Origin of the sequence: Pseudomonas sp. NFACC16-2 (assembly GCF_900119205.1) — a bacterium.
Taxonomy (GTDB): Bacteria; Pseudomonadota; Gammaproteobacteria; order Pseudomonadales; family Pseudomonadaceae; genus Aquipseudomonas; species Aquipseudomonas fluorescens_Q.
Genome location: NZ_FPIX01000001.1, coordinates 454,232 through 479,682, shown reverse-complemented (window position 1 = coordinate 479,682; position 25,451 = coordinate 454,232). Strand labels below are relative to the sequence as shown.

The window sequence follows — 25,451 nt, the reverse complement described above, 5'->3', positions numbered from 1 at the left end:
ACCGAGTTGACAGACATTGGGACTGCTGCGCAGCCCAGCGGGGATAAATCCCCTCGCCACAAAGGTGATGTGTCCGGCTAGCGTGCTTCGACGTTGTCCAGCGCGCGGTTCGCCAGCATTGCGCTCAGTTCGATCAGTTGCTGGATGCCCAGGGCAATGTGGCGCCTGGGACCTTCCAGGTCGAAGGCCAGGTCACTGACCATGGCATTGGCCGAGGCCAGGTTTTCGCTGAGATTGGCGAGCAGGGTTTCGGTGTCGACGCCATGGGCGACGGTGAACAATTGGCCGGGATCGGCCTCGGGTTTGTTGGGTTTGGGCTTGAGGTAGTGATCGAGAATGCGGTCGGCGGCTTTGTCGAACGCTTTTGAGTTGGCTGGATCGGTGTCCGGTGGGTTGGGTGTTGGTTTGAACATGGTGAATCTCCGTGATTGGTTGAGCCACCACGACCTATCGCTAAACAAGTAAAGGTGGCGGCTGTACGCAGGTTAGCGATCCGGGTCACAGAAACCCCGGGTAGACCAGAAGGTCTCCCACGCACAGCCACCATTAAGCGAGTTGCAGACGTAAAGACTGCAATCGAGACTGGGCATTGTTGCGTCTGTGTTGAGTCGGATCGCTAAACCCGATCACTGACTTATCAGTGACTCGGAAACGATAGAGCCCGCCCCCCCCAGGCGCACAAGCCGGCGGATTCTGGCGCAGTTGTAGGCAACGGCGCAAGACAACGTAGCCCGATCCCGAATGATCCTACATCTGGATAAACACAGGTCTGTCTGGGCTGGAAATAGGGTTAAGAACACACCTTGTGGCGAGGGGATTTATCCCCGCTGGGCTGCGAAGCAGCCCCAACATCAGTCACCTCGGTGAATCAGGTTGATCTCTATCAGCTTCTTTGGGGCTGCTGCGCAGTCCAGCGGGGATAAATCCCCTCGCCACAAAGGAGTCGTGTCTGTTGGGAGGTGGTCAGTTCAGCCCTTCGCCGCCATCGCCGTCACTTCCACTTTCATGCCTTCAACCGCCAGCCCCGCCACACCCACCGCCGCGCGAACCGGCCAAGGCTTGGCGAAGAAGCGTTTGTAGACCTCGTTGAACGCGGCGCGGTCGGCCATGTCGGTCAGGTAGATGGTCAGGTGCAGGACCCGGTCCATGGAACTGCCGGCGCCTTCCAGGGCGGTCTTGAGGGCTTGCAGCGTGCATTCGCTCTGCAGGGTGATGTCGCCCAGTTCCAGGCTGCCGTCGGCGTGGGTGGGGATTTGCGTGGAAACCAGCAGGCCGCCGAAACCGGCGACGTCGGAGGAAATGGAGTCCGCATCCGGATCTGGAATAAACGTGATGTCTGGGTTGCTCATGCAAAGCCTCATGCTGGAAAAAGAAAAAGGAGCGCCGCAGTTTACCGTTCATTGCCGCGCCGTTCCTGCATCCCTTTATCCGTGCGCCCCCAGCCCGTTGTTTTGCACCAGTGCCTGGATGTAGGCCTCGAGCGTCATGGTGCCGTGCAAGGCGTCGTCGCCCACGTCGAAGCCGCTGTCTAGGCTGACGGCGCTCATGCGCGCATAGGATTGCGCCGCAGCGGGGCTGAAGCCGAGGCTCTGGAAGGTGCTTTCCCATCGGTCCCTGGGTATCACGTGTACCTTGACCGGTCGGCCGAGCGCCTGGGAAAAAGCCTGCGCCACATCGTTGGGCGAGTACAGGCCAGGCCCCTGCACGTTACGCACGCCAATGTCATCCACCGACGATAGCAACCGCGCGGCCGCCACTTCGCCCAGGTCCCGAGGCGCAACCATGGGGAAGGCCAGGTCGGCTGGAAACAGCGTCGGCAGCTTGCCGGTCTCGCGGACGGTATCGAGCAGGCTGTCCCAGTTGCTCATGTAATAAGCGCCGCGATTGATCGCCGCCGGGATCGACTGGTTACGCAGCCCTTCTTCCAATTCCCACAACACGCTGAGATCGCCGATACGCCTGCCAGGCTGGGCGCCGGCGGTGGATTGCACGACAATTTTCTCAAGACCCGATCCGTCGAGGGCGGCCAGGATGTTGGCGACCGTGCGCCGTTCCACCGTATCGGTATCGGTACTGGGAGCCGCCGGCGGGTTGAGAATGAACGCCCTGCGCCCGAGCCGAAACGCTGCGCGCAACGACTCGACGTTTTCGGCGTCCGCTTCGACGATTTGAGCGCCCCTGGCCCGCCATTCAGTGGCGTGGGAGGCGTTGCGGGTCATGATAATCACGGCATGCCCTGGCGCCAGCAAGGCGCGGCCCGTGGCCGAGCCAACGTGACCTGTGGCGCCCATTATCACGTACATGGCTTTATCTCCCGAAGTCAAAGTCCGCCCTGGGCCGGACGGTGGGTTGTCAGTGCCGGTTCAAGGGGCGGTTGCGCGCCGTTCAGGCGTGCGGCCAGCTGTTGTGCCTGTTCCCATCCCAGGGCGGGCTCCAGCCAGTCGAGCGCATCTTCGGCACTGAAGGCCAGTACCCGCTGCTGCTGGCTGGCGATGTCGCCATACGTCACCAGGGCCAGGCCGTCACAGCCAAACGGGGTCTCGCTGGCCTGGGCCAGGGCAGCCAGGAAAATCGGGGCCGACTGCCGGGCGGTCGTGTAGGTGCGGCGTTGCGCCTGGGAGGGCGAGGCGGGGGCTTGTGACTCATACCAACCCTCCACGGGAACCAATACGCGGCCTTCGTGCTTGATGGGGTCGAAGACCTTGGAGCGCATCACCAGATGCAAGGGTAGATGGGTCAGGGGCGGCATCGTCCCGACCGACCAGATGGGCGACCAACCCCAGCGAACCTTGATGCATTCCAAATGCCCACCGCGACGACGAAGGGCGCTGACCTGCATGTTTGGCTTGATCAGACTCTGGCGCTCCTGGACCTTGGGCGGCGTTGTCACGTACAGGTCCAAGGGCGTCACGCTTGCACCGAAGCGGCTGCCGGGCGTGTCTCGCTGGGCGAAATACGCCAGGGAGTCTTTTGAAGAAACGTGTTGAACAAGACTGTCACACATAACGAAAACTCCCGGCAGTGAACGCAAAGAAGCCTTGATCCAGCCGCTGTTCAAGCCGTGACGTCGAAGCGCGTCAGCATAGCTTTCAGCAGTGTCATGTAGGTCCGAGCCGTGGCGAATGGCTTGGTTCGAAAATCCTTGCGGCGGGGAGACGAGCGGGCGGTGTGTCAGTTTGCAGAGAGGTTGGCTGTGCCGATGCCTTCGCGAGCAAGCTCGCTCCCACACTGTTGTGCGTTGATGAAGTCCACGAAAGCCCTCAATGGCGAGGGCAGGTAGCGGCGGCCGGGGTAGTAGAGAAATGGGCCGGTAAAGCGTTGCCACCAGGGTTCGAGTACCGGCTCGAGGGCGCCGCTGTCCAGGTAGGGTCGTAACCAATCTTCGAACAGGTAGACGATGCCCAGACCGTCTACAGCGGCTTGCACCGACAGGTCCACCGCACCGCCAATGCGCGTGATCAACGGGCCGCTCGGGTCGACGCTGATGGTTTCGCCGCCGCGCTCATACTCCCACAGCGGCAGGGCGCCGCTGGGGAACTTGCCCCGCAGGCACGCGTGTTCCAGCAGGTCTCTGGGATGTTCCGGCCTGCCTCGGGCATCGAGGTATGCCGGGGCGGCGGCCGTGGCGAAGCGCTGGAACCGTGGGCCGATGGGGATGGCGATCATGTCCTGCTCCAGGCGCTCGTCGTAGCGAATGCCCGCGTCGCAGCCGGCCGCGAGCATGTCGACGAAGCTCTCTTCGGTGACCACTTCCAGGCGGATGTCGGGATAGCTTTTCAGGAACGGCGTGATAATCGCCGGCAACACCAGCCGGGCCGCGCTGACCGGCACGTTCAGTCTGAGGGTGCCCGAAGGACGGTCGCGAAAGTCGTTGACCACGTCCATGGCCGCCTCGACCTCGCCCAGGGCCGGGACGATGCGTTCCATCAACCGGGCACCGGCCTCGGTCGGTACCACGCTGCGGGTGGTGCGATTGAGCAGGCGTACGCCGAGCCGGCTTTCCATCCGGCGTACGGCGTCGCTCAGGCTTGAGGCAGACTTGCCGCTCAGCCGCGCGCCTTCACGAAAGCCTTTCGCATTGACCACGGCCACGAAGGCCAACAAGTCTTGAATATCCGTCGTCATTGTTCTCTGCGCCGTACAACCTGTGCTGATTGCACCTGATTATCAGGAGAATGGTCAACGCCTATAGTCGGCTCACTCACATTGAACCGAGGGCGACGAGATGAACATTGCAGGCAAGGCAGGCAGCTTTTTACTGGGCGATCGCACGGTCAATCGCATGGGCTATGGCGCGATGCAGCTGGCGGGGCCCCAGGTCTTCGGGCCACCCAAAGACCCGGCGGTCGCCATCGCCGTGCTGCGCGAAGCATTGGCGAGCGGGGTCAACCACATCGACACCGCCGATTTCTACGGGCCCCATGTCACCAACCAACTGATCCGTGAAGCGCTGCACCCTTATGCCCAGGACTTGGTCATCGTGACCAAGGTCGGTGCCGTGCGCGGTGCCGATGCGTCCTGGAACCCGGCCCACAGCCCCGCCGAGCTGACCCGGGCGGTCCACGACAATCTGCGCAACCTGGGTGTGGAGGTCCTGGATGTGGTCAACCTGCGGGTGTGGGGCGACCTGCATTCGCCCACGGAAGATTCCATTGAGGAATCGTTCACGACGCTGGCCGAGCTGCAGCGCCAGGGCCTCATCCGTCACCTGGGGCTGAGCAATGTCACGGCCGCGCAGGTCAAGCAGGCCCAAGGCATTGCCCAGGTGGTCTGCGTGCAGAACCACTACAACCTGACCCATCGCGACGACGAACACCTTATCGCCGACCTGGGCCGGCAGGGCATCGCCTACGTGCCGTTCTTCCCCTTGGGCGGCTTCACACCGCTTCAGTCGGAAACCCTTTCCAGCGTGGCGGCGCGCTTGCAGGCGTCACCGCTGTGCGTGGCCCTGGCGTGGTTGCTGCAACGTGCGCCGAATCTGCTGCTGATTCCCGGTACATCGTCCCTGACGCACCTGCGGGAAAACCTCACGGCGAGTGAGCTGAAGATCCCTGCGCCGATGCTCGCCGAGCTGGATGCATTGGTTTAGTGGCCTGCAAGACCAACGTCTCGACAGCATCGTTGCTGAGTTGGGTTCCAGCAGCCGCTCGAACTGGCAGCGTATGTTCAAGGCGCCGACCGGGCTGACGCCGGTGCAATACCGGCGGGTATGACGCCGGTCAACCCGGCGTCTTGTCGGTTTCGTTGCGATGGTGTTCCTGCCAGTTGTCGACGGGGCGGGCACGGTCTTCGTTGAACATGTCCGTGAGCAGCGCATTGGCGCGCCGATAGGCATCGTGGCGGAACTTGAGGTCGTCTTCCGGCTGGGCGACGATCTCCTCCAGCATCTTGAGGTTCAGCCGGCGGAACTGATCCGCCCGCTCACGCGCTTCGTAAGCCCCGACGCCCATGTGCTCCAGTGCACTGCGACCCAATGCCAGCGCGCTCTCGAAGGTTTCCCGCTCGGCCGCCTCCACGCCCATCTGCCGAAGGGTGATGAGGTGGCCCATGTCCCGCGCCCGCACGATCAACTGCAACGCGGGGAAGTGCTCCTGGGCCAGCCGGGTCAGCGTCAGGTTGTCTTCCTGATTGTCGATCGCATTGATCAGCACCACCGCTTGGGCCGCGCCGGCTGCGTGCAGCAGATCAAGGCGCGTGGCATCGCCATAAAAGACTTTCACGCCGAATTTACGCAGCGTCTCGATGTTGTCAGGGTCGTGATCCAATACCACCACCTCGACGCCGCAAGACATCAGCAGGCGTCCGGCGATCTGCCCGAAACGCCCGAATCCGGCGATGATCACCCGTGGATTCTGCTGGTCGACGAGGTCGGATTCGCGTTTGTTTTTCTTGGCGACGGACTCGAACCGATCCAGCAACACGATCAGCAACGGCGTCAGGCACATGGACAGGGCCACCGCCAGGGTCAGGCTCTTGCCCCATTGATCGGTCAAGATGCCGGCCACGGTCGCCGCGCCAAACACCACGAAGGCGAATTCGCTGCCCTGGCCCAGCAACACCGCCTGCCAGGAGCGCTGGCCGGCGGGGACGTTGAGGAACCGGCCCGCCATCTTGATCACCAGCAGCTTGATCAGGATGAAGCCCAGGGTCAGGGTGACGACTTTCAGCGGTGCGTTGATCAGGGTGCCGAAATCGATCGACATGCCGACACCGATGAAGAACAGGCCCAACAACAGGCCTTTGAACGGTTCGATGTCGCTTTCCAGGGCATGGCGGTATTCGGAGCTGGCCAGCAGCACGCCGGCGAGGAACGCGCCCATGGCCATCGATAAACCGGCTTCCTCCAGCAGAAAGCCGAAACCGAACACCAGGAAAAGCGCCACGGCACTGAAGATCTCGCGCAAGCCTGACCGCGCGGCGAAGCGCAACAGCGGTCGCGTCACGTAGCGCCCCAACAGCACGACGATGGCGATGGCGGCGACGATTTTGCCAATCGATAGCAACAGCGCCATGCCCGAAGGCGTGTCGCCGTGGGCCGACAACAACGGGATCATCGCCACCAGCGGAATGGCCGCGATGTCCTGGAACAGCAGCACGGCAAAGCTGCTGCGCCCGACCGCGGTGGCGGTCAGGTTGCGTTCGTTCATCGCCTGCATGGCGATGGCCGTGGAGGACAGGCTCAGGGTCAGGCCGACCAGCAGCGCTGCCGTCCAGCTCAGGCCAAGGGCCGTGCAGAACAAGCCAATGGCAGCGCCACAGGCGAGCATCTGCAGGGCGCCACCACCGAACACCATCTTGCGCAGAGCCCAGAGCCGTTTGGGGTCGAGCTCAAGGCCGATGATGAACAGCATCAGCACCACGCCGATTTCAGCGAACTCCAGGATGGCTTTTACATCGGTAATCAGCTTCAGCCCCCACGGGCCGATGATGCACCCGGCCAGTAGATAACCCAACACCGGGCCCAGGCCAAATCGAACGGCAATGGGTACGATCAGCGTCGCCGAGGCCAGGTAGATGAGCATTTCAATCAGGCTGTGAGTTTCCACTTCAATCTTCCTTCCAGGCGGCCAGGCGAGCGGCATAGTGTTCGATTTGGGCGTGTTGGGCATCCGCTTCGGCGGCATAGGCGCCATGCACGACGACCGGCTCCAGCCAGCGCATGCCGCAATAGATGGCCGTGGCGTGGAGCGGTTGGGCCAGTGCGGCAAAGCCTGGGTAGCCGCCGATCTGGAAATGCCCCTGATCGCCACCGGTGGACACGGCCCACAGCAGGGACTTGTCCTTGAGCGCCGCGGCGCCTTTGCCATAGGCCCAGCCGTGGGTGAAGACTTTATCGATCCACAGTTTCAGCAGGGGCGGGGAGCTGTACCAGTACATCGGGTGCTGGAGGACGACCAGCTCTGCTTGTTCCACCGCACGCTGTTCCGCCTCGACGTCGATATCGAAGTCGGGATAAAGCCCATAGAGCGAACGTATGACCACGTCCGGGTTGGTCGACACTCGCTTGAGCATCTGCTGGTTGACCCGCGATTTGTCGGGGTAGGGGTGCGCGTAAATGATAAGAATCATCGGTGAATTCCTTGGTTTGGCTCCGTCGATTCCTGTCTGTCGTGAGCGCGAACGATGGCATTGAGTCGAGCGATACAAACAAGAGTGCCTTCCCGGAACAGGGCCCAGGCCGGAAAAACCGGACATCCTACCGAGGAAGGCGCTGATTGTTTAGCGCGGATCGGTACATCGGGCACTTCAGTCAAGCGGCAGCGAGACCCTGGCCTCCAATCCGCCGCCTTTTCGATTGCGCAGGGTCAGCGTGCCGCCATGCTCCAGCACCGTCGCCCGGGCCGCCGACAGGCCCAGCCCGACGCCGCCAGTGTGCTTGTTGCGAGAACCTTCGATGCGAAAGAACGGCGTGAAGACCTGCTCAAGGTATTGGGCGTCGATGCCCGGCCCTCGGTCCAGGATGCGAATGTCCACACGGTGGGGCTCGGCTTGGAGTCGAACCGTCGGCTGGCCGCCATATTTGATCGCGTTGTCGATCAGGTTGACCAAGGCGCGTTTGATGCCGATGGGCCGACCGACATACACCAAGCGCTGGGTACCTTCGAACCCAACCTCGGTGCCGGCGTCCTTGAGGTCATCGACGATGGTGTGCAGCAGCTCAGCCAGGTCGAACGCGGTGGCGTGTTCGAGCCGGGCATCGTCGCGGAAGAACTCCAGGGCCGAGTTGACCATCGCCTGCATTTCGTCCACGTCCCTGAACAAGCGCGATTGCTGTTCGGCATCCTCAATGAACTCCCCACGCAGGCGCATGCGGGTCAACGGCGCGCGCAAGTCATGGGAGATGGCGGCGAGCATCTGCGTGCGGTCCTGCAGGAAGTGCTTGAGCTGGGCCTGCATGGCATTGAACGCGAGGATCGCCTGGCGGATTTCGTGGGGGCCGATGACCGGAATCGGTGGCGCCTGGTGGTCGACGCCAAAGCGCCGGGCGCCCTTGGCGAAACGTTCCAGTGGGGCGGCCAGGTGCCGGGTGGCGATCAGCGCGACGATCAACGTCGAGAGCAGGATCAGCGCAATGATGATCCCGTTGCGTGCCCATTCGCCCAGCCCCCAACTGCGCGACGGCACGGAGAAGATCACCCACGAATGGTCGGCCAATTCGATGATCACCGCGTAGCGTGCATCCGGTTGGTCGGCCGGCCAGTCGCCCGGTTCGTAGGCTTCGATCCGGGCGTCCGGCCGGCCCAATTGCTGGCGCAGGAGCGCCGAACCTTCACTGAACTCCGGGTCGTCGATCACCGGCAACCGCGCGTCTTCATGCCGTTGCAGCCATTGTGCGTTGAACGCCTGGTCGCTGGCGGCCCTGGCAATCGCGGGGCGTTGTGCGGGGGCGACCGAGTCAATGATGCGGGTGATGGCGGCGGCCTTTTCCATCAGGCCGGTTTCCATCAGGGGAGGGCGCGCCCAGGCACCGGCCAGCAGGCTGAACAGCTCATTGAGAGCCAACAAGGTCAGCATGGCGAGCATGGTGGTCAGGGCGATCCAGCGCGCTACCGTGTCCCGTGGACGTTGGGAGCCCGAGCGCGAGGGTTTCATCGCTTCACCACGTGAGGGCTAAAGAGGTAGCCGCTGTTGCGCACGGTGCGGATCATCGACGCCCCGGTGATGTCGGTCTCCAACTTGCGCCGCAAGCGGCTGACCTGGACATCGATGCTGCGGTCAAACGCCTCGAAGGTTTCGCCGCGGGCCAGGTCCAGCAACTGCTGGCGCGTCAGCACCCGGCGCGGGTGTTCGGCAAACACCAGTAGCAGTTCGAACTCGCCGGCGGACAGCGGGATCATGACCTTGTCCGGTGAGCGCAGTTCGCGCCGGGTAACGTCCAGTTGCCAGTTCTCGAACTCCAGGATTGGCCGGGAGGCGTCGCTTGACGCGCCCCTGGCTTCACCGGTGCGCCGCAGAACGGCTCGCACCCGGGCCAACAGTTCCCGGGCGTCGAAGGGCTTGGTCAGGTAATCGTCCGCCCCCAGCTCCAGGCCGACGACGCGATCACTCAATTCGCCCATGGCGGTGAGCATGATGATGCCGACCGTGTGCTCGGCCCGCAGTCGTTGGCAAAGCACCAGCCCATTGTCGCCCGGCAGCATGACGTCGAGGATGACGAGGTCCGGCACCCGACGCTGCACCGCCTGCCACAGGGCGTTGCCGTCGGCGGCCACCTCCACGCTGTAGCCATGTTGTTGGAGGAACTTGCGCAAGAGGGCGAGGACTTCGAGGTCGTCGTCCACCAGTAATAAATGGCTCACGGCGGGCACGCAGGGTAATGAATACAGGAGGCGATACTAGGGGCAATCCAGGGCCTGCGTCATATATTTCAATCCGGCAATAAAGTTGCCGACGGGCAATATTCTGGAAATCTCCAGGCAAAGAAACAGCGGCAGGATCGCCCCGATGTCAGTCAGCAAAAGATAGCCGGTCCCACACAGAACCTGTGGCGAGGGGATTTTTCCCTGTTGGGCTGCGAAGCAGCCCCAAAACTGTCGACTCAATGAACCAGACACACTGGGATGTCTGGTATGAGGGTCGCTTCGCAACCCAGCGGGGATAAATCCCCTCGCCACAAGAGTTGTGTCAGGGTCCGTTTCTTTAGCTGATCGGTATCACCTCCATTCCTCGCCGAGATCACCCTGTATGCCGATCACCAGACCCGCTCCGTTGCTTGTTCGATCCACCGTTGTGGTTGTATTGACGGCATTCGCCAGTGGTTGCTCCAGCACGCCTGCTGCAAAACCGGGCGTGTGTGAGCGCGCGGCCTATACCGTTCACGATCCCGCAGAACCGGTCAACCGCGGTATCTTCGCGTTCAACCGGACCGTGGATGACTATGTGCTGGCCCCGGTCGCCCGTGGTTACCTCAAGTTGCCGGAGATGTTCCAGGCCGGCGTCCACAACTTCGTGGCGAACTTCGGTGAGCCCAAGGTGTTTATCAACGACCTGCTGCAAGGCAATGCACAACGCTCGGTCAACACACTGGGGCGGTTCGTCATCAACACCACGGCGGGCATCGTCGGGCTGATCGACGTGTCGGGCAAGTTGGGCATCGAGCGCCATAAGGCCGATTTCGGCCAGACCTTCGGCGTCTGGAACGTCGCCCCCGGACCGATCGTGGAACTGCCGTTGCTGGGCAGCGCCAACCTGAGGGACGCGTCGGGCAAAGTGCTGAGTTTTGCCGTCGACCCGTTTGGCGACAACAGCAGCACCGTCGACACCCTGGGTACGATCAACACCGTCGGCGGCGTTGTCGATGGCCGCGCCGAGGCATTGCCGCTGACCGACCAGTTGCAGGCCCAGGCGGATTACTATGCGGCGCTTCGCGATGCAACGGCGCAGCGGCGTGCCGATTTTGTCGCGCAAGGGAAGTGGGGGGCGGTAGTGCAGGACCGTCCGCAATGCCAGGACGGAGCCGCTGCTGATGAGTAGCGAGGTGTTGGTCCTGCATCGGCGAATGCGCACGCTCGATCCGGATGTGCTGCATTGCCGTGAGGTTGAACTGCGGTTGGCCGAGGATGGCCGCCACGTGCTGCTCAAGCGTTATGTCGAGTTGTATCGCCATGAGCACGTCAGTTGGTGCGCCATCCAGCAGCATCGGGTGCCGTTGGCGAGGATGGTGCGCTGGATGGTCGATAACGGCGAGCAGGTAAGGGGTTAGTGGCAATTTGCTCGTGAATACAACGGTCTCTTGGGAGCGGATACCATGAAACATTTCTACATAATTACGCATCAATAATGGTTGTACGACGTCGTATCTAATATGTTCGACTGTGGCCGATTCTCACAAAAAAAATAACGGAGATTCCATCCATGACGAGCATTCCTTCCGCTGAAGGCCAGGCTGCGGCGTCCACGCAAGGCCGTTTCGTACGCCTGCTCAAGCTTCTCGGCCCCGGCATCATCGCGGTCCTTTCCTGGCTGGGCGCAGGCGACTTGATCACTTCATCCGTGGCCGGCGCGAATTATGGCTACGCGATGATGTGGGTACTGGCGGTCTCTCTGCTGCTGCGTTACCTGATCGTCAACATCATCGCGCGCTTCCAGCTCTGCAATAACCAGGGCATGACCATCCTGCAAGGCTATGCCCAGCTCAATCCGTTTTTCGCCTGGTTCCTGTTGGTGTATGCGTTGCTCATGGGGCACTTGATGAACGCTTACATGATCAAGGGGGCTGGCGAGGCCTTGGCCATGTTGCTCAAGGTCGACTATCCACTGCTGTGTTCGGTGGCAGTGGTGTTGGCGGTGTGGATGCTTGTCGGGCGCAATATCTATTCGATGATTGAAGGCGTGATGAAAGGACTGCTGGCGATCATGACGCTGGCGTTCCTGGCCCTGGCGGTGATGTCCGGCCCGGATGTCGCCGGCATCGTCAGAGGCACCATCGGCTTCAGTATCCCGCCCGATGAAGGGGTGCACGGTGCGTTGCTGGTGGCCGTCTCGGTGATCGGTGCGGTGGCCGGTTCCATCGCCAACTTCGTTCATCCGTATGTCATGCGCCAGAAGGGCTGGGTGGGGCCGGAACACAAGCGTATCCAGCGTAACGACCTGCTGTTTGCGGTGTTTGTCGGTATCGTCATCAACCTGGCCATCTGGATCGTCGGTGCGGAAATCCTGCGACCCAACGGCATCGAGGTCAAAACCCTGGGCGATTTGGGCAAGGCCTTGGAAATGTTCTTCGGTTCGATCGGTTGGTACGTGTTCTTTATCGGTGTGTTTGCCACGCTGTTCGCCAGCATATCCGGCAAGACCACGGCGTTCCCGATGCTCATCACCGACGCCTTCCAGCACGTACGGCCCGAGCGCCGGGAGCGTTACGGCAAAGAGTTCCACCGTGACCCGATGCACAAATGGTTCATGCTGTTCATCCTCGTGACACCATTGATCTGGTCGCTTCCCGGCATGCCGGACTTCGTCACGCTGACCATCGGCGTCAATGCGCTGAACATCATCGGCTTGCCGGTGATTTCCCTGGGCCTGCTGATCATGTCCAACCAGAAGTCCCTGCTGGGCAAGGAGTACCGCAACAACCTGTTCGAGAACATCGCGTTGATGTTTGCCACAGGCCTGGCGTTGTGGGTTGCGTTCCAGTTGGGGGTTGATCTGTTCATCTGAGGGCAGGTCATCTGTAGCTTTCGGAGGGGCTGCTAGACTTTATCGTCCAGTCCCTTTCGGAGAACCGGAATGAACCATAAAAACAGGATTTGTCTCTGGTACGACGGCACCGCCCAGGAAGCGGCAGAGTTCTACGCGAAAACTTTTCCCGACAGTGCGGTGAGTGCTATCCATCATGCCCCGGGCGATTATCCGTCGGGCAAGCAGGGTGACGTGATCACGGTGGAGTTCACGGTGATCGGCATCCCTTGCATCGGCCTCAACGGCGGCCCGGTGTTCAAGCACAGCGAGGCCTTTTCATTCCAGATTGCAACTGAAGACCAGGCCGAAACGGACCGCTTGTGGAACGCGATCATCGACAACGGCGGCCAGGCCAGCGAGTGTGGCTGGTGCAAGGACAAGTGGGGCTTGTCGTGGCAGATCAGCCCGCGTGTGTTGCTTGAAGCGGTCGCCAGTCCTGACAAGGCCGTCGCCAAGCGGGCCTTCGAGGCCATGATGACAATGACCAAGATCGACATCGCGGCGATTGAAGCGGCGGTGAAAGGCTAGCCGACGTAGCGCTTTCATCCCCTTGTGGGAGCGAGCTCGCTCCCACACTCGATATTACGGGGTGGCCTCAGGCAACCTGGCAATCACCTTGATCTCGAACTGAAAACCATACAACCACGTCACGCCCACCGCCGTCAGTGTCGGATGCGGCGCGCTGCCCCAGAACTCGGGCACGACGCTCCAGACCCGCTCGAAGGTCGATTCGGGATCGACCATGAACACCGTCACATCCACCACATCGTCAAAGCTGCAATCGGCCGCGGCGAGGATCGCCTTCAGGTTGTTGAACGCCAGCCGCACCTGAGCTTCCAGGTCAGGTTCCGGCGAACCGTCGACGGTGCTGCCGACCTGTCCCGAGACGAACAGGAAACCATTGGAACGAATCGCCGGCGAATAGCGATTGCGATCATAGAGTGCCTGGCGTCCAGGCGGGAAAACCACGTCGCGCTGTGTCATGAGTATCTCCATCAAAGAGTGGGTTCCAAACGTTGAACTCACTCTAGGGGCTTGTGTCCTGGCGATAAACGAGCAACCTTGGCGATCACTGTTTGTAGAATCCAAACAATCGGATCGACACCCGAGGCACAGATGGATCGTTTTGATGCGATGCAAGCGTTCGTTCGAGTCGTGGAGGCGGGCAGCTTCACCAAGGCGGCTGAAACCCTGCACATGAGCAAAACCACCGTGACCCAATTGGTGCAGCAGCTCGAGGCACGGTTGCGGGTCAAGTTGCTCAACCGCACCACGCGCAAGGTCAACGTCACCGCCGACGGCGCGGTTTATTACGAGCGGGTGATCCGGCTGCTGGCCGACATGGACGATGCCGAGACCAGCGTGTCCGGCGCCCAGGCGCTACCTCGCGGGCGACTGCGTGTGGACGTGCCGAGCCCGCTGGCCGCGATGATCCTGATACCGGCCTTGCCGGCGTTCTACGCGCGATACCCGGACATCCAGATCGACATGGGCGTCAGTGATCGCATCGTCGACATGCTCGATGAAAACGTCGATTGCGTGGTGCGCGGCGGTGAGTTGAGGGATCAGTCGCTGGTCGCCCGACGCGTTGGCGATCTCGCCCTCGGCGTCTTCGCCGCCCCGAGTTACCTGGCACGATTTGGCCTGCCCGCGCATCCGCGAGAACTGGAAGATTCGCACCACCGCACTGTGGGTTTCCTGTGGGCACGCACCGGCAAATCCTTGCCCTACGCCATGCGCCGTGACGGTGAGCTGCTCCACGTCAAAGGGCGTTACTCGCTCGCCATCGACGACGGCAACGCCTACCTCGCGGCTGGTTTGGCGGGGCTGGGGGTGCTCTGGCTGCCCAAGTACATGTCCAGGCCTCATGAAGCGCAGGGTGAGTTGGTGCCGCTGTTCGAAGACTGGCACCTCGAGCCGATGCCGCTGTATTTGGCCTATCCTCCGAACCGGCACATCAGCGCCAAGCTGCGAGTGTTCATCGATTGGGTTGTGGAACTGATGGCGCAACATGCGCCGGTTGACGCCAAGGGAGGCGCGCAATGATCGCCGAAGGACTCGTTGTACTGTTGGACTACACCCTGTATCTGCTGCCGGGCCTGGCGCTCTTCGGCCTCTGGTTCGCGTTGACGCCCAAGACCCAGACAGCGTTGCGTATCGTGATTTTGCTATTGGCATTCGTGTTGATGCGCGATGCGATGACGCCCTTGGGCATGTGGTCCCTGAACGGCGATCTGCAGATTGGTTTTCTGGCCAACCCGTTCGTCCTGGCGATGTTGGGCGCTTCGTCGCTGCTGTTGGTCGCGTTGAGCGCGCGCCTGTTGCCGGACTTGTGGCAACTGGTCGTTCTATTCAAAGGCAATCGATTGGCTGGCCTGGTCCTGGGCATCGCCGTGGGCTGCCTGATCGGCCTGCCGCTGCGGCTTTATCAAGGGGCTGAAACGGCGATTCCAGGTTATTGGGCCTGGCTGCCCGGCATGACGGTGCTGGCCTACGGGGCCAACGCCCTGGAAGAAGTGTTGTTTCGTGGTTTCCTGCAGGGTTACCTCGAACTGCACGCCAGCGCCTTGCGAGCAGCGCTGATCAGTGCCGTGGCGTTTTCGGCGCTGCATGCTTTTCTCGCCTTGAGCGTCACCCCACTCGGTTGGCCCGTGTTGCTGTTTACGCTGATAGAGGGCCTGGCCTGCGGGCTCATTCGCATGCGCTACGGCGTCGTGGCATCGACCGCTACCCATGGGACGGCGATATTGCTGATCGCCGTGCCGATGATGAGTTAAACGAGTTAAACCAGGAACAGGCAGGCGCGGTCGAAGGTTGTATCTCGACCGCTCGACGACAGAGGAGACCCACCATGGACCGATTCACCGGCGGTTGCCTATGCGGCAACGTGCGTATCGAGGCCTCGGGCCGTCCGTATCGGGTTGGCCTTTGTCACTGCCTCGACTGTCGCAAGCATCACGGCGCGTTGTTCTACGCGGCTGCCGTGTTCCCCCAGGATGCCGTGACGATCGAGGGTGAAACACGGGATTACGCCGGGCGCTTTTTCTGCCCTCGCTGTGGCTCGTCGGTGTTCGCCCGTACCGGCGATGAAATCGAAGTGAACCTCGGCACGCTGGATGCCCCCGATCAACTGATGCCCACCTACGAAAGCTGGACCGTGCGCCGTGAGGCCTGGTTGCCGGCGTTTCCGTTCAGCCGACATTACGCGCATGATCGCGAGGGCACCGGGCGGGCTGAGGAGTAGGGCGCTCATTCGAAGCCGACAATCGCCTTGGTCTCCAGATACTCCTCGAAACCGTGAACCCCATACTCACGACCATTGCCCGAACGCTTGTAGCCACCGAACGGTGCCATCGGGTTCCACGCCGGGTAGTTCAACAGCACTTGCCCTGCGCGAATACGCGACGCAACGGCGCGCACAAGATCAAGGTCCTGACCCTGGACATGCGCCCCCAGCCCATAGACGGTGTCGTTGGCGATGGCGACGGCTTCATCGACCGTGTCATAGGCAATGATGCACAGCACCGGGCCGAAGATTTCTTCCTGGGCGATGCGCATGGCGCTGTCGACCTGCGAGAAAACCGTGGGGCGGGTGTAGAAGCCTTGTTCAAGACCCTCCGGGCGTCCTGGGCCACCGCACACAAGCTTGGCTCCTTCATTCATGCCGGCTTCAATCATGGCTTGCACGCGATTGAACTGGGCCTCGTTGGCGATGGGACCGAGTACGGTTTCTTCCAGTTGCGGATTGCCCACGATGATCGCGTTGGCGGTGGCGGCAGCCAATGCCTCGACTTCTGCCAGCCGATTCCTTGGCACGATCATTCGGGTTGGTGCGCTGCACGACTGGCCGACGTTGCGAAAAGCCGACATCACGCCCGGCGGTACGGCCTTGGCGAAGTCGGTATCGGGCAACAGCACGTTCGGTGACTTGCCGCCCAACTCTTGGGTAACGCGCTTGACCGTAGGGGCGGCCGCCTGGGCCACCAGTGCGCCCGCGCGGTTCGAGCCGGTGATGGAGATCAGGTCGATGTCGGGATGCGCCGCCATGGCCGCGCCGACCTCGGCACCGCTGCCGTTCACCAGGTTGAAGACGCCGGCAGGCAGGCCTGCGTCATGCACCAGTTGGGCGAAGAGCAGGGCGCTCAGGGGCGACAGTTCGCTGGGTTTCAACACCACCGTGCATCCGGCGGCAATCGCTGGGGCGACTTTGGCGGTGATTTGGTACAGCGGCCAGTTCCACGGCGTGATGAGGCCGCAGACGCCAATGGGTTCGCGTTGAATGGCCGTGCCATGCTCCATCTTCTGGAAGGTGTAAGTGGACAGCACATCGCGGGCCACCCGAACGTGTTCGGCGGCCAGCGGCACTTGCATGGCCCGTGCGAAGCCAATGGCCGCGCCCATTTCCAGCGAGAGCGCCTGGGCCAGTTCTTCTTTGCGTTCAAGGATTAGTGCATGGATCTTTCCCAGGATTGCCACGCGGGCATCCACCGCAGTCGAAGACCAGCCGGCAAAGGCTGCGCGAGCCGCCGCTACGGCGCGGTCAACGTCTTCGCCGGACCCTCGGGCGACCTCGGCAATGACTTGCTCGGTAGCAGGATTGACCACGGGCAGCGTGGCCGGGTATGCCGGAGGCAGCCACTCACCATTGATATAAAACTGCTGGGACGTAGGCGAGGTGTTCAAAAAAGGGGTGGTCATCCAACGGGCTCCCATAGAGCGGTGATAGCACTGCCGGCGACAGATCCTGAGGCCGTTTTCTTCTCGATAAACTAACAAAGCGGCCCGCAAGGGATATGCCGTTCTCAAGCCTGGCAAAGAAGAATCTGCTGTATCTGCCGGGTTAACTTCGCGAAAAAAGTGGCAGCATCCGTCCAGGGCAAAAAGGGCGCCCAGTCGCTTGTGTCAAATGAGCCTGCCGGTGCCGGGCGTGCTCATCTCATGCATTGTCAGGGCGGTCGGTTCGGTGAACCTGCGAATATCGAAGGGGCTGATCAGGGTGCGGGTGCTGCCGGTGCTGATCAGCTCGGCCATGACGTCGCCGACGCCCGGGCCGAGCTGGAAGCCATGCCCGCAGAACCCAAAGGCATAGAACAACCCCTTGACCTTGCCGCTTGGGCCCATGATCGGCAGCGAGTCTGGCGTATAGCTTTCGATGCCGCTCCACACCCGGATGATGTTGAGGTTCGCCACCCCGGGCAGCAGGCGGCTCATCTGCTGCATCTGGTTGAGCAGGCTCTCGGGCTTGAAGTAGGCGCGACGGTTGATCATGTCCGGTTTGCAGCGGTTGCCGCCGCCGATGATGAGATTGCCTCGGGGGATCTGCCGGAAGTAAATCACCTCTTCCTTGATCTTGGTGAACACGCCGATCACGGTCGGCAAGGCATAGGGCACAGGTTCGGTGACCGACATCTGTGGGCCATTGGCTTGTAACGGCACCGCTTCGTCGAATTGCTCGGACAGCTTCGCCCCCCACGCGCCCGCCGTGATCAGCAGTTGCTCAGCGATGAATAGCTGGCCGTCGGTGGTGGTCACGTGGAAATGGTCATTTTCCTTTCGTACTGTGGCGACTTCCGTTCGCTCGCGGATGCTGGCCCCGGCCCGTGTCGCCGCGCGTGCAAATGCGGGGGCTGCCAGGCGCGGGTTGGCGTGGCCGTCGTGCGGGGCGTACGAGCCGCCCTTGACCTCCGCGCCGAGGAACGGGAAACGCGCGTGCAACGCCTTGCCAGTGATGATCTGCAAGTCCAGCTCCCGGGCTTCGGGGGCGGCGGCGTAGGCTTCAAGCTCGGCGATTTCGTCCTCGCGATAACAAACGCGCATATGGCCGCTGGGGATGAACTCCAGGTCATCGCCAATCAACTCGGGGAGCCGTTTCCACAATCCGTACGAGCGATTCGACAGTTCCAGTTGGCCGAGGAATCGCCCTTGGCGTCGCACGTTGCCGAAATTCACCCCACTGGCGTATTGGCCGATCAGATCGCGTTCCAACAGGGTCACCGAGTGCCCACGCTGGCGCAGAAAGAACGCCGACGCCGACCCCATGATGCCGCCGCCGATAATCAATACATCGCTTTTTTCTGGCTTCATGATATTCCCTCGAAAATCCTCGACCGCGGTTCAATAGCAATACAAGACCTGGCCAGCCTCCCTCGCCACAGGTTCATCTAGGCCGTCGGGAAGGCGTGCACACGTGCCAGCGCTTCGATTTCGATCAGGTACCCATGGTGCAAGGCCGGGACGGGCACTACTGCACGCGCGGGCCGGTGTTCGCCGAGATAGTGGGCGTAGATCCGGTCGAAAGCCGGCCAGTGTTCGATGCCGGCGACATAGACCGTCACCTTCAGCAGGTCATTGGGGCTGCGGCCTGCCGCGCAGAGAATCGCCATCAGGTTGTCCAGGGCGATGGCGGCTTGCACTTCGAACGGTTGGTCGACGCTGTGGCTGCCATCGGCGCGTACCGGCAGTTGCCCGGACACGTACAAGACGCCCTGGTGCAAGACCGCCTGGGTGTAATGTCCGCCCGCTGCGGCCGCCTGGGTCGTGTGAATCAACTCGATTTCACCAGCCATGCAGACGACTCCAGGTGTGCACCGCGCCCGAGGCATCGCAGGCGCGGTAGTCAGGGAATTGCGCACCGGTGGCGCAGGCGTGGTTGGGCAGGATGCGCAGGCGACTGCCGATGGAAAACCGCTCGGTGATATCGATGTCCCCGGGAGTGGAAAGGGTGACGATACCGTGCTCCTGGTTGGCGCTGCAGAGCAGGGCGCCCTCGATCCAGTCGCCGGCTTCGCTGCACACTTGCCCATACCCGAAATCCCGCTGCTGGCGCTGGGTACCCCGATCACGACTCATGGCCATCCAACCGGCATCGGTGATGATCCAGCCTTTGTCCGGCTGATGGCCGATCACGGTGGTCAGTACGCTCAGGGCCAGCTCATCCGCCTGGCAAACACCGATGTTGTGCATCACCAGGTCGAAGAACACATAGACGCCAGCGCGCACTTCAGTGACGCCCTCCAGGCTTTGCGCCGAAAGTGCCGTGGGGGTGGAGCCGATGCTGACCTCGGGGCAGGCCAGCCCGGCTGCGCGGATGCGCTGGGCGGCGCTGACGCAGAGGTGGCGTTCTTGTTCGGCCAAGGCTTGCAGCGCTTGGAGTGTATCGAGCTCGTAGCTGGACCCGGCGTGGGTCATGACGCCGCAGAGCTGCATGCCGCCTTCGCTGAGTCGCCGTGCGATGTCGACGAGTGCATCGTCTTCAGCGCGCACGCCGGAACGATGGCCATCGCAATCGATCTCGATCCAGACCTCGAAACGCTCGTCGTGCTGCCTGCCAAAATCGACGATGGCCTGCGTCGCCGCCAGGCTGTCGGTCAGGATGCTCAATCGACAGCCCTTGCGCCGCAGCGTCAGGGCCTGGGCCAGTTTGCCAGGTGCCATGGATACGGCATAAAAGATGTCGCGGATGCCGTCGGCGAAGCAATGTTCGGCTTCCTTAAGGGTCGACACGGTGATGGCGTTGGCGCCTGCTGCAAGCTGCGCCCGGACCACCGGCAGGCATTTGCTGGTCTTGATGTGCGGGCGCAAACGCACGCCCAAGGCATCCATGCGTTGTTGCATGCGCTGGATATTGCGCTGCATTCGCGGCATATCGATGAGCGCGACCGGGGTATCGAGGGAAGCAATTGAGACTGGCATGGACGAGGCTCGCGGGTGAAAGACAGGTTCGACTCTACTCAGTCATCGTAAAGCCGTGGTTCAATGCGCTGTCATCAATCATTAAGTTGAACTGAATGATCAGCCTCGAAGACCTGCGTATGGCCGTGACGCTGGCACGCTGCGAATCGTTGAGCGCCGCTGCCAGGGCCCTCAATGTCTCGCCACCGGCGCTGTCCATGCGCTTGCGCAAACTGGAGACGTTCCTGGGCCTGACCTTGGCCAATCGCGACGCCCGGCGGCTGAGCCTGACCGCCGACGGCGAGCGTTTCTCGCGCCAGAGTGCGCTGTTGCTGGAACAGCTGGAGGCGCTTCCCGAATCGTTCAGGCAGCAAGACGATCAACTGGCCGGCACCCTGAGGCTGGCGGCACCGTTCGGCTATGGGCGCCAACGCCTCGCGCCGCTGCTGGCCCGTTTTGCCAGGTTGCACCCGCAGCTATGCCTGCATCTGGATCTCCGGGAAACGCCCTGGCCTGACCGTCATGACAGCGATGCGGTGATTCACATCGGTCACCTGAGCGACAGCCAGTGGGTCGCCCGGCCCCTTACGCAAAATGACCGTTGGCTGTGCGCGAGCCCCGCTTACCTGGAGCAGAACGGCACACCGTTAGCGCCGGAGCAACTCGCCGAGCATCGTTGTATCTGCATTCGTGAAAACGATGAAGATGTCACCCTGTGGCACCTGCGCAACGCGCACGGGCGCAAGACCCTGCGGATCAAGCCTGCCTTGTTGAGCAACGACGGCAGCGTGGCTCGACGCTGGGCCGAACAGGGCCTGGGGCTGGTGCTGCGTTCGCAATGGGACGTCAACAAAGCCATCGCCGACGGTCGCCTGGTACGGGTGCTCGCCGATTGGCAATTCGACAGCGCCCCAATCAACCTGCTGGTGCCCTCGCGCAAACTGCGCAGTGCACGGGTGCAGGCGTTGGTGAGTTTCCTGGAGGCCGAACTGAAGGTCTGAATCGGACACTGTTGCTACCGACCCACCGCCATCGCGAGCCCATTCACCAGGGGTGCTGAAGCTGCTGCGCCAAGCGCATATTCTGCCGGAAACAACCCTTTGCAGAGCCGTCTGGCGCACCATAACTGCCCGCAAACCCAAAGAAACACGGGCGCGACGCCCACGCCTGGAGCATCCCGCAAAGTCTGCTGAGCGAGCCCCGCAAAACGGTGGTTTGTACCAAGCGGCCGGTATTTTTAACGATTTATCCACGGTCTCATGGTGTTGTAATGAAAACGTGATGCAGCGTTGCACCGATGCCTCACGAAAGGCGCCATCGTTCGCCTCGTCGAGCCTTCAACAACCATCCAGGACCGCACTCATGAGCTTTCTTCGACCCAAGTACATCACCTTCGACTGCTACGGCACGTTGACCAATTTCCAGATGGGCACCATGACCCGCGAGCTGTTCGCCGATCGTGTCGATGCCGGGCAGATGGACCAGTTCGTCAAGGATTTCTCCGCTTATCGCCTGGACCAGGTGATGGGTGACTGGCGGCCCTATGATGAAATCATCAAGACCTCCCTGATGCGGGTCTGCAAGCGTTGGGGCGTCGAATATCGTGGCGAAGGCCAACTCTATTACGACGCCGTGCCAACCTGGGGCCCCCACGCCGATGTACCGGCGGGCCTGTCGAAAATCGCCGGCAAGATCCCCCTGGTGATTTTTTCCAACGCGATGGACGAGCAGATCATGTCCAACGTCGACAAGCTCGGCGCGCCTTTTTACAAAGTCTTCACCGCCCAACAGGCCCAAGCCTACAAGCCGCGCCTGGCCGCCTTCGAGTTCATGCTCGATAACCTCGGCTGCGGACCGGAAGACGTCCTGCATGTGTCGTCGAGCTTCCGCTACGACCTGATGTCGGCCCACGACATGAAGATCAAGCACAAGGCCTTCGTCGCCCGCGGACATGAACAACCGGCCAACGCTGCCTTTGGCTACCAACAGATCTCGGACATCGGCGGGTTGCCCGCCCTGGTCGGGCTCTGAGTCTCGACGCACGCTTGAAGGCGAAAGGGGTTAGACATGGGCAGTGAGTCCTATTGGCTCGACACCGCACCGGCGTTCACCGGTGCTCAGCTCGGCGGATTGCCCGGGCAGGTCGATGTCGCCATCGTCGGTGGCGGCTTCACCGGCCTGGCGGCGGCGCGGGCCCTGGCCTTGAAGGGGGCCAGCGTGGCGGTGCTGGAAGCGGGCAGGGTGATTGGCGAGGCGTCGGGGCGCAACGGTGGGCATTGCAGTACCGGCGTGGCCCAGGATTACGCGGCGCTCACCGCCAGCCTCGGCGCCGACAAGGCCCGGGCGTATTACCAAGCCTATGAAAACGCCGTGCACAGCGTCGTGACGCTGGTGGAGCAAGAGCAGATTGCTTGCGACCTCAAGCGCAACGGCAAGCTCAAGCTGGCTGCCAAGCCGATGCATTACGAAGGGTTGGCGCGCACCTGTGAATTGATCCGCAAGGAAGTCGATGCCGAGGTCGAGTTGCTTTCGGCCCAGGAGACGCGGGCGGAAGTCAATTCGGCGCAGTTTCATGGCGGCTTGTTGCAGCGCAATGGTGTGCAGATGCATGTCGGGCGTTTCGGCGTCGGCCTGGCCGAAGCGGCCGCCCGTCACGGTGCGTTGATCTTCCAGGGCGTAGCGGTGCAGGACTGGAAGGCCAGTGCCGGCGGCTATCGAGTCAACACCAGCAAAGGGGCGCTGCAGGCCTCGCAAATCCTGCTGGCGACCGGTACCTGTCAGCAGGGTGGCCTGGGCTGGTATCGGCGGCGAATCGTGCCGGTGGGCAGTTTCGTGATCGCCACCGAGGTATTGCCCCAGGCGTTGATCGACAGCTTGCTGCCGGCACGCCGCTCCTATGTCACCAGCCGCATGATCGGCAACTACTTTCGCCTGACCCCGGACAACCGCTTGCTGTTTGGCGGCCGTGCGCGGTTCGCCATGTCCGACAGTGTTTCCGATGCCAAGAGCGGCAAGGTGTTGCAGGCCGCCATGGTGCAGATGTTCCCGCAATTGTCGAACACCCGGATCGACTATTGCTGGGGCGGCCTGGTGGACATGACCTCCGATCGCCTGCCCCGGGCCGGCCAGCATGGCGGGGTTTATCACTCCATGGGCTACAGCGGCCACGGTGTGCAGATGTCGGTGCACATGGGCCAGGTCATGGCCGAGGTCATGGCCGGCAAGGTCGAGGCCAACCCTTGGCGCGAACTGGATTGGCCGGCCATTCCCGGGCACTTCGGCAAGCCTTGGTTTTTGCCGCTGGTCGGCGCGTATTACCGCTTGCAGGACTACCTGCACTGAGTTTCACCGCGTTGTTTGGCGTTTCAACCACGTTGCGTTAACGCAACGTCATCGAGCCCTATCATTTTCCGAAAGGTAGAACTGACATGAGTGACACTAAAAACGGCATCAAAGACCAGTTGATCACCGGTACAGAAAGTCTGCGTGTTTTCGAAGGGCTCAATCGTGGCATGTCACGCCGGCATGCCTTGCAAATGCTGGGGCTGGCCGGTGTGGCCGCGGCGGGTGCCGGCAGCCTGTTCGGTGCCGCCGGCAAGCTGCTTGCCGATGAACAGGCGAGCCCCGGCAAAGGCAAGCCCGGCGGGCGTATCCGGGTCGCCGGTATCTCCAGTTCCACCGCCGATACCCTGGACCCGGCCAAAGGCTCATCGTCCACGGACTACGTGCGCCATTACATGTTCTACAACGGCCTGACGCGTTTCGACAGCCACATGGTGCCGCAACTGGAACTGGCCGAACGCATGGACACCACCGATGCCACGCTCTGGGTGATTACCCTGCGCAAGGAAGTGACCTTCCACAACGGCAAGGGCCTCACCGCCGCCGACGTGGTGTTTTCCCTGATGCGCCACAAGGACCCGATCACCGGTTCCAAGGTCTTGCCGCTGGCCGAGCAGTTTGCCGAGGTCAAGGCCACCGGCACCCATGAAGTGCAGATACGCCTGAGCGGCCCGAATGCCGAGCTGCCATCGATCCTTGCCATTTCCCACCTGTTGATCGTCCCTGAGGGCACCAGCGACTTCAACCAGGGCATCGGCACCGGTCCATTCAAGGTCAAGGAGTTCAAGCCTGGGGTGCGTTCCATCGGTGCGCGCAATACCAATTACTGGAAACCTGGCCTGCCGTACCTGGACGAAATCGAATTCATCGGCATCGGTGACGAGCCGTCACGGGTCAACGCGTTGCTGTCGGGCGACGTGCAGATCATCAACGAGGTCAACCCGCGCTCGACCACGCGCATCAAGGACAGCACCACCCATCGCGTAGTGGATTCGCCGTCGGGTAACTACACCGACCTGATCATTCGCCAGGACCAGATGCCCGGCCAGAGCCCGGAGTTCACCGAGGCGATGAAACTGCTGCTGGACCGCGAACAGGTCAAGTCGGCGATCTTCCGTGGGTTCGCCAGGGTCGGTAACGACCATCCGATCGCCCCCGGCGCACGCTTCTACAACGCCGACCTGCCGCAACGGACCTACGATCCGGAGAAGGCTCGTTTCCTGCTGAAGAAGGCCGGCATGGAAAGCATCAGCATGCCGGTGATGTGCTCGCCAGCCGCCACCGGTTCGGTCGACGTTGCTGTGCTGCTGCAGCAATCGGCCAAGGAGGCCGGGCTCAAGCTCAACGTCAATCGCCTGCCGAGCGACGGCTACTGGTCCAACCACTGGGCCAAGCACCCGCTGAGCTTTGGCAATATCAACCCGCGGCCTAACGCCGACATGTTGTTCTCGCAGTTCTTCCAGTCGACGGCGCCGTGGAACGAATCCGGCTGGAAAAACCCGCAGTTCGACCAGTTGCTGATCCAGGCTCGCGGTGAAACCGATGAGGCCAAGCGCGGGCAGATGTATGCCGACATGCAGACCCTGGTGCATGACCACAGCGGCATCGGCATCCCGGTGTTTATCAGCAACATCGATGGCGTCGACCAACGCGTCAAAGGTTATGGCACCAACCCGCTGGGCGGTTTCATGGGCTATATGTTCGCTGAGCAAGTCTGGCTTGACGCTTGATGCGTGTTGTCTTGCGGCGTGACCTGGCAC

The 25,451-nt window shown here is 62.0% G+C and carries 27 protein-coding genes; 13 read left to right on the top strand and 14 right to left on the bottom strand.

Features of this window, described 5'->3' with window-relative positions:
• Nucleotides 1-77: 77 nt before the first annotated feature.
• The 5 genes from BT116_RS01955 to BT116_RS01935 all read right to left on the bottom strand — a co-directional run bounded on the left by BT116_RS01955 (nt 78) and on the right by BT116_RS01935 (nt 4,125).
• Nucleotides 78-413: a DUF6124 family protein gene (locus tag BT116_RS01955; protein WP_072339563.1), complete on the bottom strand. Its 336-nt coding sequence runs from the start codon at nt 411-413 to the stop codon at nt 78-80.
• A 555-nt stretch (nt 414-968) separates the two neighbouring features.
• Nucleotides 969-1,349 carry a RidA family protein gene (locus BT116_RS01950; RefSeq protein WP_072339561.1) on the bottom strand — a complete coding sequence of 127 codons (381 nt, stop codon included), beginning with the start codon at nt 1,347-1,349 and terminating at the stop codon, nt 969-971.
• A gap of 75 nt (nt 1,350-1,424) precedes the next feature.
• The gene (locus BT116_RS01945; RefSeq protein ID WP_072339559.1) at nt 1,425-2,303 is read right to left on the bottom strand and encodes an NmrA family NAD(P)-binding protein; all 879 of its coding nucleotides are present in this window, start codon (nt 2,301-2,303) and stop codon (nt 1,425-1,427) included.
• A 17-nt stretch (nt 2,304-2,320) separates the two neighbouring features.
• Nucleotides 2,321-3,004 (bottom strand): SOS response-associated peptidase family protein, encoded by a 684-nt coding sequence (locus BT116_RS01940; protein WP_072339557.1) that lies wholly within the window; start codon nt 3,002-3,004, stop codon nt 2,321-2,323.
• A gap of 167 nt (nt 3,005-3,171) precedes the next feature.
• On the bottom strand, nt 3,172-4,125 hold the full coding sequence (locus tag BT116_RS01935) for a LysR family transcriptional regulator (RefSeq protein WP_072339555.1): 954 nt from the start codon (nt 4,123-4,125) through the stop codon (nt 3,172-3,174).
• Between the two features lie 100 nt (nt 4,126-4,225).
• Here BT116_RS01935 and BT116_RS01930 point away from each other — a divergent pair, with 100 nt between their 5' ends.
• The gene (locus tag BT116_RS01930) at nt 4,226-5,089 is read left to right on the top strand and encodes an aldo/keto reductase family oxidoreductase (RefSeq protein WP_072339553.1); all 864 of its coding nucleotides are present in this window, start codon (nt 4,226-4,228) and stop codon (nt 5,087-5,089) included.
• A complete protein-coding gene (locus BT116_RS30240; protein WP_256572523.1) occupies nt 5,076-5,213 on the top strand; it encodes a helix-turn-helix domain-containing protein in 138 nt (45 codons plus the stop codon). The genes BT116_RS01930 and BT116_RS30240 overlap by 14 nt, the downstream gene beginning before the upstream one ends.
• A gap of 6 nt (nt 5,214-5,219) precedes the next feature.
• On the opposite strand, the gene kefC is transcribed toward BT116_RS30240, so the two are convergent.
• From kefC to BT116_RS01910, 4 genes are all read right to left on the bottom strand, one after another.
• On the bottom strand, nt 5,220-7,046 hold the full coding sequence (gene kefC / locus BT116_RS01925; protein WP_072339551.1) for a glutathione-regulated potassium-efflux system protein KefC: 1,827 nt from the start codon (nt 7,044-7,046) through the stop codon (nt 5,220-5,222).
• 1 nt (nt 7,047) lies between these two features.
• The gene (kefF, locus tag BT116_RS01920; RefSeq protein ID WP_072339549.1) at nt 7,048-7,569 is read right to left on the bottom strand and encodes a glutathione-regulated potassium-efflux system oxidoreductase KefF; all 522 of its coding nucleotides are present in this window, start codon (nt 7,567-7,569) and stop codon (nt 7,048-7,050) included.
• Nucleotides 7,570-7,746: 177 nt separating this feature from the next.
• Nucleotides 7,747-9,093, bottom strand: coding sequence for an ATP-binding protein (locus BT116_RS01915; RefSeq protein WP_072339548.1), 1,347 nt, complete (start codon nt 9,091-9,093; stop codon nt 7,747-7,749).
• Nucleotides 9,090-9,800, bottom strand: a complete 711-nt coding sequence (locus BT116_RS01910; protein WP_072339546.1) for a response regulator — start codon at nt 9,798-9,800, stop codon at nt 9,090-9,092. The genes BT116_RS01915 and BT116_RS01910 overlap by 4 nt, the downstream gene beginning before the upstream one ends.
• Before the next feature lie 385 nt (nt 9,801-10,185).
• On the opposite strand from BT116_RS01910, the gene BT116_RS01905 reads away from it, so the two are divergent.
• The 4 genes from BT116_RS01905 (at nt 10,186) to BT116_RS01890 (ending at nt 13,206) form a co-directional block, all read left to right on the top strand.
• The gene (locus BT116_RS01905) at nt 10,186-10,974 is read left to right on the top strand and encodes an MlaA family lipoprotein (RefSeq protein WP_072339544.1); all 789 of its coding nucleotides are present in this window, start codon (nt 10,186-10,188) and stop codon (nt 10,972-10,974) included.
• Nucleotides 10,967-11,203 carry a hypothetical protein gene (locus tag BT116_RS01900; protein WP_072339542.1) on the top strand — a complete coding sequence of 79 codons (237 nt, stop codon included), beginning with the start codon at nt 10,967-10,969 and terminating at the stop codon, nt 11,201-11,203. The genes BT116_RS01905 and BT116_RS01900 overlap by 8 nt, the downstream gene beginning before the upstream one ends.
• A 152-nt stretch (nt 11,204-11,355) precedes the next feature.
• Nucleotides 11,356-12,657 (top strand): Nramp family divalent metal transporter, encoded by a 1,302-nt coding sequence (locus tag BT116_RS01895; RefSeq protein ID WP_072339540.1) that lies wholly within the window; start codon nt 11,356-11,358, stop codon nt 12,655-12,657.
• 69 nt (nt 12,658-12,726) lie between these two features.
• Nucleotides 12,727-13,206 (top strand): VOC family protein, encoded by a 480-nt coding sequence (locus BT116_RS01890; RefSeq protein WP_072339538.1) that lies wholly within the window; start codon nt 12,727-12,729, stop codon nt 13,204-13,206.
• A gap of 54 nt (nt 13,207-13,260) precedes the next feature.
• Here the strand turns inward: BT116_RS01890 and BT116_RS01885 are convergent, their stop codons facing one another.
• A complete protein-coding gene (locus BT116_RS01885; RefSeq protein ID WP_072339536.1) occupies nt 13,261-13,662 on the bottom strand; it encodes a RidA family protein in 402 nt (133 codons plus the stop codon).
• A gap of 132 nt (nt 13,663-13,794) precedes the next feature.
• On the opposite strand from BT116_RS01885, the gene BT116_RS01880 reads away from it, so the two are divergent.
• The 3 genes from BT116_RS01880 (at nt 13,795) to BT116_RS01870 (ending at nt 15,922) form a co-directional block, all read left to right on the top strand.
• The gene (locus tag BT116_RS01880; protein ID WP_072339534.1) at nt 13,795-14,724 is read left to right on the top strand and encodes a LysR family transcriptional regulator; all 930 of its coding nucleotides are present in this window, start codon (nt 13,795-13,797) and stop codon (nt 14,722-14,724) included.
• Nucleotides 14,721-15,455: a CPBP family intramembrane glutamic endopeptidase gene (locus tag BT116_RS01875; RefSeq protein ID WP_072339532.1), complete on the top strand. Its 735-nt coding sequence runs from the start codon at nt 14,721-14,723 to the stop codon at nt 15,453-15,455. The genes BT116_RS01880 and BT116_RS01875 overlap by 4 nt, the downstream gene beginning before the upstream one ends.
• A gap of 74 nt (nt 15,456-15,529) precedes the next feature.
• Nucleotides 15,530-15,922 carry a GFA family protein gene (locus tag BT116_RS01870; RefSeq protein ID WP_072339530.1) on the top strand — a complete coding sequence of 131 codons (393 nt, stop codon included), beginning with the start codon at nt 15,530-15,532 and terminating at the stop codon, nt 15,920-15,922.
• A gap of 5 nt (nt 15,923-15,927) precedes the next feature.
• Here BT116_RS01870 and BT116_RS01865 read toward each other — a convergent pair whose 3' ends face one another.
• From BT116_RS01865 to BT116_RS01850, 4 genes are all read right to left on the bottom strand, one after another.
• Complete coding sequence (locus BT116_RS01865) at nt 15,928-17,376, bottom strand: aldehyde dehydrogenase family protein (protein ID WP_072339528.1); 1,449 nt, start codon at nt 17,374-17,376, stop codon at nt 15,928-15,930.
• 204 nt (nt 17,377-17,580) lie between these two features.
• Nucleotides 17,581-18,762: an NAD(P)/FAD-dependent oxidoreductase gene (locus BT116_RS01860; protein WP_072339526.1), complete on the bottom strand. Its 1,182-nt coding sequence runs from the start codon at nt 18,760-18,762 to the stop codon at nt 17,581-17,583.
• Between the two features lie 77 nt (nt 18,763-18,839).
• Nucleotides 18,840-19,244, bottom strand: coding sequence for a RidA family protein (locus BT116_RS01855; RefSeq protein WP_072339524.1), 405 nt, complete (start codon nt 19,242-19,244; stop codon nt 18,840-18,842).
• Nucleotides 19,234-20,370: a DSD1 family PLP-dependent enzyme gene (locus BT116_RS01850; protein WP_072339522.1), complete on the bottom strand. Its 1,137-nt coding sequence runs from the start codon at nt 20,368-20,370 to the stop codon at nt 19,234-19,236. The genes BT116_RS01855 and BT116_RS01850 overlap by 11 nt, the downstream gene beginning before the upstream one ends.
• A 95-nt stretch (nt 20,371-20,465) precedes the next feature.
• On the opposite strand from BT116_RS01850, the gene BT116_RS01845 reads away from it, so the two are divergent.
• The 4 genes from BT116_RS01845 (at nt 20,466) to BT116_RS01830 (ending at nt 25,421) form a co-directional block, all read left to right on the top strand.
• The gene (locus BT116_RS01845; protein WP_072339520.1) at nt 20,466-21,350 is read left to right on the top strand and encodes a LysR family transcriptional regulator; all 885 of its coding nucleotides are present in this window, start codon (nt 20,466-20,468) and stop codon (nt 21,348-21,350) included.
• Between the two features lie 361 nt (nt 21,351-21,711).
• Nucleotides 21,712-22,380 carry a haloacid dehalogenase type II gene (locus tag BT116_RS01840; protein WP_072339519.1) on the top strand — a complete coding sequence of 223 codons (669 nt, stop codon included), beginning with the start codon at nt 21,712-21,714 and terminating at the stop codon, nt 22,378-22,380.
• Between the two features lie 36 nt (nt 22,381-22,416).
• A complete protein-coding gene (locus tag BT116_RS01835) occupies nt 22,417-23,691 on the top strand; it encodes an NAD(P)/FAD-dependent oxidoreductase (RefSeq protein WP_072339517.1) in 1,275 nt (424 codons plus the stop codon).
• An 86-nt stretch (nt 23,692-23,777) separates the two neighbouring features.
• A complete protein-coding gene (locus BT116_RS01830; protein WP_072339515.1) occupies nt 23,778-25,421 on the top strand; it encodes an ABC transporter substrate-binding protein in 1,644 nt (547 codons plus the stop codon).
• Nucleotides 25,422-25,451 lie beyond the last annotated feature (30 nt).